The 12,482-nt window shown below is 47.0% G+C and carries 10 protein-coding genes; all 10 read right to left on the reverse strand.

Going from position 1 to position 12,482, the window contains the following annotated elements; translation table 11 throughout:
* Positions 1-44: 44 nt before the first annotated feature.
* On the reverse strand, positions 45-1,298 hold the full coding sequence (locus tag G9G53_RS08190; protein ID WP_165146785.1) for a methionine gamma-lyase family protein: 1,254 nt from the start codon (positions 1,296-1,298) through the stop codon (positions 45-47).
* 111 nt (positions 1,299-1,409) lie between these two features.
* The gene (gene hflX, locus G9G53_RS08195; protein WP_029517891.1) at positions 1,410-2,696 is read right to left on the reverse strand and encodes a GTPase HflX; all 1,287 of its coding nucleotides are present in this window, start codon (positions 2,694-2,696) and stop codon (positions 1,410-1,412) included.
* A 113-nt stretch (positions 2,697-2,809) separates the two neighbouring features.
* Positions 2,810-3,793, reverse strand: coding sequence for an AAA family ATPase (locus G9G53_RS08200; RefSeq protein ID WP_039271232.1), 984 nt, complete (start codon positions 3,791-3,793; stop codon positions 2,810-2,812).
* Between the two features lie 115 nt (positions 3,794-3,908).
* Positions 3,909-4,604: a YdcF family protein gene (locus G9G53_RS08205; RefSeq protein ID WP_029518114.1), complete on the reverse strand. Its 696-nt coding sequence runs from the start codon at positions 4,602-4,604 to the stop codon at positions 3,909-3,911.
* Positions 4,601-5,158 carry a DUF402 domain-containing protein gene (locus G9G53_RS08210; protein ID WP_069010609.1) on the reverse strand — a complete coding sequence of 186 codons (558 nt, stop codon included), beginning with the start codon at positions 5,156-5,158 and terminating at the stop codon, positions 4,601-4,603. The genes G9G53_RS08205 and G9G53_RS08210 overlap by 4 nt, the downstream gene beginning before the upstream one ends.
* A gap of 165 nt (positions 5,159-5,323) precedes the next feature.
* Positions 5,324-7,984 carry a PBP1A family penicillin-binding protein gene (locus G9G53_RS08215; protein ID WP_165146788.1) on the reverse strand — a complete coding sequence of 887 codons (2,661 nt, stop codon included), beginning with the start codon at positions 7,982-7,984 and terminating at the stop codon, positions 5,324-5,326.
* Between the two features lie 190 nt (positions 7,985-8,174).
* The gene (hfq, locus tag G9G53_RS08220; protein ID WP_029518117.1) at positions 8,175-8,420 is read right to left on the reverse strand and encodes an RNA chaperone Hfq; all 246 of its coding nucleotides are present in this window, start codon (positions 8,418-8,420) and stop codon (positions 8,175-8,177) included.
* 20 nt (positions 8,421-8,440) lie between these two features.
* A complete protein-coding gene (gene miaA / locus G9G53_RS08225) occupies positions 8,441-9,421 on the reverse strand; it encodes a tRNA (adenosine(37)-N6)-dimethylallyltransferase MiaA (protein WP_069010611.1) in 981 nt (326 codons plus the stop codon).
* Positions 9,405-10,253: a class I SAM-dependent methyltransferase gene (locus tag G9G53_RS08230; RefSeq protein ID WP_165146791.1), complete on the reverse strand. Its 849-nt coding sequence runs from the start codon at positions 10,251-10,253 to the stop codon at positions 9,405-9,407. Before G9G53_RS08230 ends, miaA begins: the two co-directional genes overlap by 17 nt.
* Positions 10,254-10,265: 12 nt before the next feature.
* Positions 10,266-12,437: a DNA mismatch repair endonuclease MutL gene (gene mutL / locus G9G53_RS08235; protein WP_165146794.1), complete on the reverse strand. Its 2,172-nt coding sequence runs from the start codon at positions 12,435-12,437 to the stop codon at positions 10,266-10,268.
* Between the last annotated feature and the right edge of the window lie 45 nt (positions 12,438-12,482).

The following is a 12,482-nucleotide window of genomic DNA, read 5'->3' on the forward strand; positions in this document are numbered from 1 at the left end:
GTACATTTAGCTGATGCAAAGTGTCAATGACATGTTAGAAAAACTCACAATAATTTACGTTCTTTCATCGTTTGCAGAGCCATAAGTACTCCAAATTTAACATGAGAGTAGGTTAACCCCCCCTGCATGTAACCAATATAAGGCTCACGAATAGGAGCATCTGCGGATAATTCCAAACTTCCCCCTTGTATGAACGTACCTGCAGCCATGATAACTGGATGCTCATAACCCGGCATATCCCACGGCTCCGGCACCACATGACTATCCACGGCAGCCGCACGCTGAATGCCCTGTACAAAAGCAATTAGATGCTCTGGTCCACTAAAAGAAATAGCCTGAATCAAATCCGTACGCTCTTCATGCCAGGCAGGTTTGGTCTCAAATCCCATCTCTTCAAAGACCGCAGCTGCGAATACGCTCCCTTTAACCGCTTGCCCAACCAGTGTTGGAGCAAGGAATAGTCCCTGAAATATGCCTCGTGTAGTACCTAGCATGGCTCCTACTTCTCCACCAATTCCAGGTGCAGTTAATCGGTAGGATGCCAGTTCTACATACTTTTGTTTGCCGCAGATATATCCACCCGTTTCTGCAATGCCACCACCGGGATTTTTAATCAACGAACCTGCCATCAAATCGACACCGACTTGAGTAGGTTCCAGCTTCTCGGTAAATTCACCGTAGCAATTGTCAACAAAGACAATGACGTCAGGTTTTATTTCCTTCACACGTGCTGTCATTTCTTCAATATCTGCTACACTAAACGAAGCTCTCCAATCATAACCGCGTGAACGCTGAATACCGATCACTTTGGTATTGGCATGGATCGCAGACTCCACCGCTTCCCAGTCCACTTTACCTTCCGCTGTTAGTGCGGTTTCCCCATAAGTAACGCCAAAATCCTGCAATGATCCTGTTCCGTCGCCGGGCTTACCAATCACTTTGTGCAGTGTATCATAAGGCCTCCCAGTAATGTATAACAGTTCATCCCCTGGACGTAGCACACCAAATAAAGCAGTGGCAATTGTATGAGTACCCGAAGCAAAATGCGGACGCACCAACGCTGCCTCCGCACCGAACACTTCCGCATAGACTTCTTCCAGCACCTCACGTCCCCGGTCATTGTAAGCATATCCCGTCGAACCCGCAAAGTGGAAATCGCTCACTTGCTTCCGCTGGAATGCCTGAATTACCTTCCACTGATTTGAATCTACAATATGATCTATGTGCTGTATACGTTCTTGTATTTTATGTTCTGCCGTTTCCTGAATTTGCTGTATTTCTGGACTAAAAACTACCATTTACTTTCTTGACCCTCTCTCTTACGCAGCCTTAGGCTATTCATGTTATATTATTGTTCACTTTGAACGATGAGCATTATCATTTTATTGACCCAAAAACATCATTAGATGTTAACCTTCTGTGAACTCGCTGAGCGCATGACCATACTTTTCGTACTCGCCTCTTTGAATTTCAACTTCATAAATGACATCATTGCCATCATACTCTGTCAGTAGTACATCTCCAATTCGATAAAGCACCGATGTTAAATCTCCACGTTCCGCAGGAATGCGAAATCTCAGCGTATCACCACTCAGATGCTCTTGAATCAGTTCACGAATGCCCAGCAAATCCCCTTCATCAAAAGCGCTGATTTTCAAATAACCCTCCCCGGAAGGAAGCATTTCGAGTTGCTCAGGGGTACAGGCATCTTTTTTGTTAAATAATACGATCTGAGGCTTGTCCGCAGCCCCTAGCTGCTGTAAGATCGTCTCTACAACTTTCATCTGTTCGTCTCGCATATCCGAAGACGCATCCACGACATGCAAAATGAGATGTGCCTCATTCGCCTCCTCCAAAGTAGCCCGGAAGGAAGCCACCAAATCATGAGGAAGATTTTGAATAAAACCGACCGTATCCGTAAGAATAACTTCTTTTCCACTCGGAAGTTCCATTGTTCTGGAGGTAGGATCCAGCGTCGCAAACAGTTGGTTCTCAATATATACATCGGCTGCTGTCAGTTGCTTCAACAGCGTCGATTTGCCCGCATTGGTATAGCCAACAAGTGCAACCTGAACAATACCGCTCTTTTGTCTGCGCTCCCTGTGCAAATACCGGTGACGGGTCACTTCCTCCAGTTGGCGTTTCAGATCACTGATTCGGTCACGAATATGGCGACGGTCTGTCTCCAGCTTGCTTTCACCAGGACCACGTGTTCCGATTCCGCCGCCAAGACGCGAGAGGTTTTTGCCATGTCCAGACAATCGGGGGAGTAAATATGACAACTGTGCCAGTTCAACCTGAATAATACCTTCCCGGGTTTTTGCACGTTGAGCAAAAATGTCCAGAATCAACTGTGTACGGTCAATAATTTTGAGATCCAGACTTTCTTCCAGATTCCGTACTTGGGCCCCCGAGAGCTCCTGATCAAAAATAGCTGTATTCGCTCCCAATTCTTCAGCAACTGCACGCAATTCCTCTACTTTTCCTTTACCAATAAACCATTTTGAGTCCTTGGCTTCCTTATTCTGTGTCAGGACGCTCAGTACCTCAACTCCCGCTGTCTCAGCCAGTTTCACCAGCTCATCCAACGAGTATTCCGTATTAATGCCAGATCGTTTGACTTCATCCGTAATCAGACTGACCAGAACCGCCTTGTCCTGCATTTCGGTTTGTGTATCATGAGTGGAGTTCGCCATATTGTTTGCTCCTTTATTTTCATGTCAACTCTCGAACAGAGACCGACCTGATGTTCAGGCCGGCCCCCGTTCGATGTCATAGCATTCGATGTGATTCAGATTCCTATTATCGCCTATCTTTTATCCATTTTCAAATCCTCTGGACGCAGCGTCATCAATTCCTGTTTGCCGGGTTGCCCGCTCCTGTACTGATTAAGCAACCTGACAGCTTGGTGCCGAATCGCTTTTTCAATCACATTACGAACATAGCGTGCATTACTAAATGCATGAAGACTGTCATTACGCTCGTTTAGCAAATGCTCCTTCATTTTAATTATGGACTGAGGCATGAGAATATAATCCCGCTCCTTGGCCATCATCTCGGAAATTTGGATGAGCTGATCCACAGTATAATCAGGAAAATCCAACTGGATTGGAAAGCGAGAAGGAAGACCAGGATTCGTTCGTAAAAAAAAGTCCATTTCCCCCGAGTATCCAGCGAGAATCAAAATAAATTGATTTTTTTGATCTTCCATGGACTTTACCAAGGTATCAATCGCTTCTTTTCCAAAATCCTTTTCCCCTCCGCGTGCCAAACTGTAAGCCTCATCAATGAACAACACGCCGCCAAGAGATTTCTTTACCAGATCTCGCGTTTTTTGCGCCGTGTGGCCAATATACTCACCGACCAGATCAGCCCTCTCCACCTCAATCAGATGACCTTTGCTCAGTACCCCCATTTTTTGCAGCATTTTAGCGATAATGCGGGCCACTGTCGTTTTCCCTGTACCTGGATTTCCTTTAAAAATCATGTGATACACGTGGGCATTGCTCAACAGTCCTGCATCCGTGCGCATATGGGCGATCTGCAAAAAGGCATATACCTCAAATACCAGGTCTTTGATGTTATCCAAGCCGACGAGATGATCGAGTTCTTTCTGAATTTCCTGATAAAGACTGAGATACTGCGGTAGCGCCTGTGACTTGGTTGAAGCCACTACTTCCGTCTCGTCCACAGTCACCGAAGCTATCGGCTCCGGGCTACGCAGCACGACATTAATTTGTCTGGAAGGTCTCTCCTCCGACCGCTTGCCCGCGGCGATTCCCCGTCCGTTCATGCATCCATCACCTCAACATTTCTTCAGGCACAGCTTACCCTATTAATGTATTCGGTCTGGCATGTCCTTATTAGCATAAAAGCAACGGGAACGTGCACAAAGCCTTTTCTTTAATTCAGGCAACCCAAGTTTGAGCGCTGATCCACCACCGTTGCAGCGTCCATTTAGCGTATGCCAATACTTCTCTTGATTGATGAATTGGCATATTCAGCACTTTAGATTCCGTCAGAGCCATCTGAGGATGATCAAACTTTAAGAATTGAGCAATCTCCATCGCCCGAGGGCCATGATAGCTATGTGTGATGATCACGGTAGAGGTCCATCCATATTCCTTCATAATGCGCTGGCTATAGAGCAGATTTTCGTAAGTACTGGTCGCATGGTTTTCCAACACAATATGCTGTACAGGGACCCCTCTATCTACCAAATAGCGTTGCATGCCCTCAGCCTCCGTATACGGAAAATCGGGTTTATCCAGTCCACCACTTACAATTAGATGCTGTACCGTCCCGTTGCGGTATAAGCGCAAGGCTTCTTCCAGCCTTTCCTTCAATCCAGGACTGGGCTCAGCCCCCCACATAGAAGCACCTAATACGATACCAATTTGCACTTGCTGGAGCGGAGTGGTAGAGGCGGCCGTATTCATGTTCCACACTCGGATTCCTGCCCATACCAATCCGATCAAAATGAAAATTATCAAAGAAAGTACAAGACGCTTGGTTACCATAGATATTTTCTTAAGGCGACTCTGCCTGCTTTTCAACTCAGGGCGTTGGGGCCCGATGTCTTTAATCCACTGCAAAACTTTCACCGTTCTCTCTTGAAATCACCGTTGTGAAACCATTCTGATCGGTGTTTCAGCGACATTTTAAAATAAGGGAACACGTGGGCATCTATCTGATGTAACACATCAGCCGCTGTACGGTTAGCCAATTCTGCCTCTTGCGTTGAGATATGCCCCCGTTGTAATGCCTCCTCCAATTCATCCTCATCCACCAGGAAGATTTCACCGTTTTTAAGCACCACAACATCCAAATACAGATCGTCAAACCAAGGGACTCCTTGATCAGTCACACCCTGATTTCGGCAGGTATCAATATACCATTCAACGATTTGCTCCCGATTGTCAAACATAGCAGTCACCACATAGTGCTCACCTTTTGGATAATATTGCAGCCAGGAATATCCTTTATCGGCTATGCAAAACGTATGACCACCGTAACTCTTCCATAACGGCTCCTTGAGACTCAAAATGGTATACAGGGTCATATATCCTGTAAACGCGTCACTTTCTACATACCGGCAAGCAAACTTGCGATTGGTGATTCTGCGCCAGTTGGCCCGGTCTCCGAATTTGCGCTTCATAAATGATGTTCCTCTCCAACATTGGTAAAACCAGCTTACCATATTTAAACTGTACACTCAAAAAGAACCCCTGTATTACAGCAAAAAAGGTATTTTCAGACTGTCAAAACAGTCCGAAAATACCTTTGATTTGAAGCCAATATCATCTTACATAAAACATATTTGCTAATCCCGGTTGTGACGTCCACGATTGGAGTTTGAATGACCGTTGGATTTGCTTTCCTGACTTCCATCCATAATAGCACCTGTGGTAGATGCATCTGTATTTTCTGGATTGGTCATAGTATTTTCATCAGTTATACCTGAATCCGGCGTAGTCGTCTGACCATTCCCCGTATTTGTATCGTTTCCGTTCCCAAAATTGTCGTTACTGTTGCCTGTGCCTCCAGTACCATTTCCATTGTTACCTCCAGGAGACGTTGGTACTTGGTCAGAACCAGTACCGTTATCAGTACCTCCAGGAGTCGTATTCCCCTGGTCTGTGCCGTCCTGACCATCTATATTCTCGCCATTATCCGGTACAGTTCCATCCTGATTAGGATCATTTCCTAGCTGCGGATCTATCGGAGTAGTCTCTGTCGGAATTTCTACACTAATCGTATTCGAAGCTGCGGATTCTTTACCATCCGTTCCATAAGCTACGACATAGTATTGATACGTTTTTCCAGCTACAGGAGACGTATCTTCGCCACTCGTGCCTCTCATCGCCTCCATAATCGTCCTGAAGCTTCCTTCGGAAGACTCTTTACGATAAACACGGTATTGTACATTGTCTCCCTCTGCCGCATTCCAGGACAACGATACAATTTGGGTGTCCTGACTATAAGACCCGCTCAGTCCGCTTGGAGCGGTAGCCTGAACCGGCTCTTCTGGCTTCTGCTCAACTGGTGGTTCATATCCCTTCGGCTCGCTGAATTGCGTAACCGGATGCCCCTTGAGAGCTTCACCCATGACCCTTCCGAAAAAGGCTGCCGACTGCCCACTATAGTTTCTGAGCATATGTTTACTGTCCGGCTTATCATAACCCATCCATACTGCTCCGGTATATTCTGGCGTATAACCGACAAACCAGATGTCCCGGTTACCACTATTACCGCTAATTCCACTTTGGGTCGTACCCGTTTTACCGGCTACAGGCCAGTCAATGCGTGCTTTGCGACCTGTGCCGCTATTGACTACATTTTGCATCATTTTTGTCATTTCATAAGCCGTTTTTTCACTCATTACAGATTTAGTTTCCTCTTCATGAGTATAAACTACTTGATCATCACTATTGTTAATTTGCTTAATAGAATAAGCCTTTTGGAATTGTCCTTTATTGGCAAATGAGCTGTACGCCTGCGCCATTTCAAGGGTATTCGTCCCTTTGCTTAATCCACCCAATGCGATAGCAAGTGAGTGATCGTTTTTGTCCATCGGAATGCCTACGCTCTCGGCAAATTGAACCCCTTTTTCCACACCGATTTGGTTCAGCAACCATACAGGCGGAATATTTTCAGACTTCGTAATCGCGTCGAGCATGCTGATGGTCGACGAGTAACCATGCAAGTTTTTCGGACTGTATCCGTTAAAGCTCTGGCGTTCGTTACTCAAAGGAGTATCCATCGTAAATTTACCGGATTCGAGAGCTGGCGCATAGGCTACAATCGGCTTGAAGGCCGATCCTGGCTGTCTGCGGCTCTGTGTCGCACGATTGAAGGTTCCCTTTTTGTAATCCCGTCCGGGTGCCATAGCGGCAATTCCACCTGTCTGGTTGTTAATAATGACCATCGAAGCTTGAACTGGCTGATCGTCAGGACTTTTTTCGAACATGTCATCATCTGCCATCGCCTGATCCAGCGCATTTTGAGCCTGGGCATCCATTGTGGTATGAATTTTGTAACCGCCAATAATCAGATCATTGCCGCTAACTCCTGGCAGTGCATCCTCTGCCTCATCCATGACGTATTCCATAAAATTTTGATACTTTTGAACTTTTTCTGGTTGTTTGTAATTGTAATTTACAGCCTTGGCCTCTTCCATCTCTTGCTTTCCAATCATCCCCTGCTCAAACATCAGCTGGAGAACCACCGCACGTCGTGCCTTCGAGTTCTCCGGGTTACTGATCGGATTATACTTGGATGGTCCTTTCGGAATAGCTGCCAGTGTAGCAATTTGCCACAATTTTAATTCTTTTAAGTTGGTTTGCCCAAAATAACCTTCCGACGCTGCCTTAATTCCAGAATAGGAGCGTCCAAACCAAATCCGATTTAAGTAGAGAGTAATAATTTCATCTTTAGTCAACCTCCGCTCCAGCGCCATTGCGATGGACACCTCTGTCGCTTTACGGAAAAAGGTTTTGTCGCGTGTCAAAAACAAGTTTTTGGCCAGCTGCTGAGTTAGCGTACTGCCGCCCTCCACTGCCGAACGGGCCACGATATCCTTAACGGCTGCCCGGCCGATAGACCAAATATCAACTCCTTGATGTTCCATAAAACGCTTATCCTCGGTTGCAATAAAAGCTTTTTTGAGCAAGTCTGGTATTTCTTCACTTTTGACAGGATCACTTTTTTGCACAGACAACTCACCCATGAGCACACCGTTGCGGTCATAAACCTTTGATGTCTCATTCACTGTGATTTTGTCCTTGTTCGCATCGTAAATTTTTTCGCCATTTACCATGACAAATAAATAGCCACCAAGTGCGCAAAATATAGCTACCGCCGCGGTAATAAACAGCGTCCATCCAATTCGCTTACCTGTAATTTTCTTTTTCTTGCCCTTCGGCTTCTCTTTAGATGTGTTTCTATTGCGATTGCCGGATCTGGACAATGAATCGTTTGGCATTCCCCTGACTCCCTTTCGCGAATAATCATATGGTACCTAACATAAGCTTAAAGCTTGCTGTCGGCAGCTTGAAAGTAAACGGAATGAAAAGAACAACCCTGATCAGGTTGCTCCCGGTCACATTCCTATACAGTTAGACGAGACGGACGCCTGAAAAGTTTCATGAACCCGGACGACCGTCAAGCCGTAATCAGTTATCGCTAGCGCTATCCTGTTGCTGTACAAGCGATACATTGCGTTGCGGTGTAAAGGTGGAGATGGCATGCTTGTAAATCAGCTGCTGCTTTCCATCCGAGTCGATCACAATCGTAAAATTGTCAAAAGCTTTAATCGTCCCTCGCACCTGAAATCCATTGATGAGGTATACCGTTACAGGTATAGAATCCTTGCGCAATTGATTCAGAAACGTATCTTGGATATTAATGGACTTGTTCATTTTAGCCGTACCCCCAATAATCATTTGGATTGTTTTGAAGTATATTCAAGGTCTGTCCGGAACTTTCCTGCTATAATTTCGTGTATTTGGGCTGCATGAGCAGAAAAATTTCCGAAATCAGTGACATCTACCCACTGGATATCCTTCATATGGCGAAACCACGAGAGCTGTCGCTTCGCAAAATGACGCGTATCCCGTTTTAGCCAAGTCACCGCCTCTTCCAAAGACACCTCTCCCCGCAGGTAGGAGGATATCTCTTTATAGCCTAGACCTTGCATGGAGATGGCATCGCTTCGCACTCCCCGTTCCATTAAGGAGGTTACCTCAGCAACAAGCCCTTGATCGAGCATCCCGTCAATTCGGTCTTCAATACGTTTATATAGCATTTGCCTATCCATTGTCAAACCTACGATGCAGAGTTGGTAGGGAGATTCCTTTTTTTGACTGGCAAGTTGAGAGCTAAGTGTCGTTCCGCTAACATGGTAAATTTCCAGTGCCCGAACGACACGACGACGATCATTAGGATGCAAACGAAGTGCACTTTCGGGATCAACCGCCTGTAGTCGCGCATGAAGCGCGTCAGCTCCAAACTGTTCGGCATAGTCCAGCTGCTCCTGACGAAAAGCTTCGTCAGCCCCTACCTCGGAAAACTGGTATTCATAGCAGACTGATTCTACATATAAACCTGTTCCGCCTACGATAAACGGTAGCTTTCCTCTAGATTGAATATCAGGTATGAGACGACGACAGTCCTCCTGAAATTGGGCTACTGAATATGGGTATTCAGGCTCATGAATATCAATTAAATGGTGCTTGATTCCTTCCATTTCCTGTTCGGAAATTTTGGCAGTTCCAACGTCCATATGACGGTATACCTGCATGGAATCCCCGGAAATAATTTCCGCGTCAAATTGTCGAGCCATCTCAATGCTTAGTTTCGTCTTGCCAACCGCAGTCGGGCCAACAAGAACGAGTAGTTTAGGCTTAGGTGCCACTGTCAATATCGATCACTCCGTACACTGTTTTCGTTGTGCCCCGCTGCTCTACACGGAAGCCGAGGCGGGCAAATTCCCCGCTACCCCGTTTTTCTTTTAATACAATTGTTTTTCGTGCAATCCGTTTCGCATGAACAATACTTTCCTCACTCAACGCGTCTGGATTTGCCAACCCTCTCAATGGACCAATTGCGCTGGAATCGAGCAACGGATCACGAAACATAGGGTCAAAATAAATAATATCTATACTGCGATCCGGCAAACTACGCAAATAGTCCAAATGATAACCAAAACGAACGTCAATGTTGGAAAAGGCTTTATCTACTTCAGCGTTGCCGGAACGGTAATGCCTCATTCCATCCTTGATTAAAGCGTAGACGGGGAAAGAACTCTCCACAGCCGTGACTTGTCCAGAGCTTCCCGTTCCAATTGAAAATAGAAGAGAATCCGTACCAAGTCCTGCAGTGCAATCCAGCACGGTATCACCCGGAACGATCCGGGCAGCCGTCAACATCGGGTCAGGTTCACCCTTTAATACCCGTTTGGCGCGAATGAAGCCCATACTGGGGTGAAAAGCCATCGGTGGTTGTTCTGGGCTAATCAGCCTTACTCCGCCCTGCACCAGAACCAACGCTTGACGGGCTCTGTGAGCCGCAATTAGCTTAGCTACCGATATGCCACGACGAGGGGCATACAGCGCCCCTAACTCGGCTGCAAGCAACTTCGCTCGCTCCACAACCTCAGCCGAGGGGGAATCCCCTGTCGTGACGAGTAATTCGACTTGCTTTTCCCGTAGGCTCGACTGCTCTTCTTCACGGTTTTCCCGATCCTGCAACATATATATACTCCCTTACATTACTCTTTTAAACAGCTTCTCTAAATCATATGTGGAAAAGGAAACCACAATAGGTCGCCCATGAGGGCAAGTATAAGGTTGTTTGCACGCTGCCAAACGCTCTAGCAGCACAATAGCCTGCCGATCAGTCAGCTTCTGGTTTGCTTTAATCGAAGCCCGGCAGGAGCACATGATTGAGGCTGCTTCCCGCAGCTTAGCAAGATCAATGGCTCTTTCCTCCAGCACCCATCCGGCCATTTCCTCAATGACATCCGCTTCTTCCCCTTGGGGAAGCCAGTACGGGTAAGAGCTGACACGGAAGGTTTGACCGCCAAAATGCTCCAGATACACCCCCGCCTGTTCAAACCAGTGCAGCCTTGTTTTCAACTTTTCCGTTTCGGAAGGCGTAAAATCCAGTGTAATTGGCAGTAGCAGCTCCTGCGATACTGACTCGGGATTGCCGAATTTTTCATAATAAAATTCATAATTGACTCGTTCATGTGCGGCATGTTGATCAATTAAATACAAGCCCAGGTCGTTCTGCGCAATCAGATATGTCCCATGGTGCTGACCGATTAAATTCAGTTCAGGAAAAGTAGGCAGCTCTGGAACTTCTCCCGACACCGCTGCCAATTGCTCCGCATCCAGACGTTGCTGGCGCGGCTTCTGATTCGCGAAATGACGGGAATCCGTAGCTTGTCCTGCAATCGGCGGCATAGAAGATGGGTAAGCAGCAGAAGCAGCTGTTTCCTGTATCCCTCCGCTGTATAAGGTAGTTGTGCCTATTGCGGCATTATGTCCTTCGGACGACTGTACGTTCGCCCCATCAGGAAGCGGCACTTCCCCTTTAACTTCACTCCCGTTGTTTTCTTCCACAAAATCTGCATCCAGTTCATCATCATTAATACTTTTACCTGAAAGATTGTTTGCCCGTCCAACGGCTGAGAGACTATCCCTGCTCGGACGTTGCTCACGCTCCTGGCTGCCCCTGTTATTCTCTTCGTTCCTGTTCAAGTAATTGGATTGGCGCGATTCCTGGCTCTCCGGCGAAGTCACGGAAGGGGATGCTCCCCCCCGGTCTTTGCCGGAAGGAGCATCCCCTTCCGCACCATTTCCCTTCGAGAAGTGAAACTGCTCCTGCACAAACGAGCCACTGTCCTTGCCACCGATCTCGCGCTTGACTGCCTTCGGAATCAGCACTTGCTGCCCTAAGACAGCTTTTACCGAATCTTCAACCAGCTGAAACAGTTCAGCTTCTTTACTGAACCTTACCTCCAGCTTGGCAGGATGAACGTTAACATCCACCAGAGAAGGATGCATTTCCAGTTGGATCACAGCCAGCGGAAAACGATTGATCGGCAACAAGGTATGATACGCCTTGAGCAACGCCTGATTAAGCCCGTAGCTTCGTACAAAACGTCCGTTCACTACCGTCGAGATCGCATTGCGATTTGATCTCGTCCACTCTGGGCGACTGACATAGCCACTAATTCGGTAATCCAGGCTCTCTCCTTCTAGCAGCAGCATGGATTTCGCCGCAGAAGTTCCGTAAATAGCGGCAATCACCTGCAGCAAATCACCATTGCCCAGCGTTTGCAGCAATGTATTGCCATTATGCCGCAATGTGAATGCCACTTCCGGGTGCGAAAGCGCCATTCGGTACAATACATCCGAAATGTGTCCCAGCTCGGTCTGGATTGTTTTCATATATTTCAGCCTTGCAGGTGTATTATAAAACAGCTCCCGTACGGTAAAATCCGTCCCTTGCCTACTAGCAGCATCCTCGTGAAGCAACAGCTTACCGCCTTCAATCACTAATTTACGGGCACGCCCGTCATCTCCGGCTGCTGTAAGCAACTCTACTTTCGATACTGCCGCAATACTTGGCAACGCCTCTCCCCGGAAGCCGAGACTTGTGATCTGAAACAGGTCGCGACCATGTCCAATTTTACTTGTCGCGTGCCGATAGAATGCCGTTTCCACGTCTTCAGGCTCAATGCCACTTCCATTATCCGTCACCCGGATACTTTGCAAGCCGCCCTCTTCTACCCATACGTCCACCCGCGTACCGCCTGCATCAATCGCATTTTCCACCAGTTCCTTCACGACGGAGGCTGGACGCTCCACGACCTCACCGGCAGCAATCTGGTTCGCAATATGTTCATCCAGTACCCGAATTTTAGACATCCTTTTAACCTCCTCCTGACTTCAAAGTGTGATGAAAAATAAGAA

The organism is Paenibacillus sp. EKM206P, assembly GCF_011066155.1.
GTDB lineage: Bacteria > Bacillota > Bacilli > Paenibacillales > Paenibacillaceae > Paenibacillus > Paenibacillus polymyxa_D.

What these genes read in the sequence shown, in the direction of transcription:
- G9G53_RS08190 (WP_165146785.1), bottom strand. Translation starts at nt 1,298, where the DNA reads ATGGTAGTTTTTAGTCCAGAAATACAGCAAATTCAGGAAACGGCAGAA.
- hflX (WP_029517891.1), bottom strand. Translation starts at nt 2,696, where the DNA reads ATGGCGAACTCCACTCATGATACACAAACCGAAATGCAGGACAAGGCG.
- G9G53_RS08200 (WP_039271232.1), bottom strand. Translation starts at nt 3,793, where the DNA reads ATGAACGGACGGGGAATCGCCGCGGGCAAGCGGTCGGAGGAGAGACCT.
- G9G53_RS08210 (WP_069010609.1), bottom strand. Translation starts at nt 5,158, where the DNA reads ATGAAGCGCAAATTCGGAGACCGGGCCAACTGGCGCAGAATCACCAAT.
- G9G53_RS08215 (WP_165146788.1), bottom strand. Translation starts at nt 7,984, where the DNA reads ATGCCAAACGATTCATTGTCCAGATCCGGCAATCGCAATAGAAACACA.
- hfq (WP_029518117.1), bottom strand. Translation starts at nt 8,420, where the DNA reads ATGAACAAGTCCATTAATATCCAAGATACGTTTCTGAATCAATTGCGC.
- G9G53_RS08230 (WP_165146791.1), bottom strand. Translation starts at nt 10,253, where the DNA reads ATGTTGCAGGATCGGGAAAACCGTGAAGAAGAGCAGTCGAGCCTACGG.
- mutL (WP_165146794.1), bottom strand. Translation starts at nt 12,437, where the DNA reads ATGTCTAAAATTCGGGTACTGGATGAACATATTGCGAACCAGATTGCT.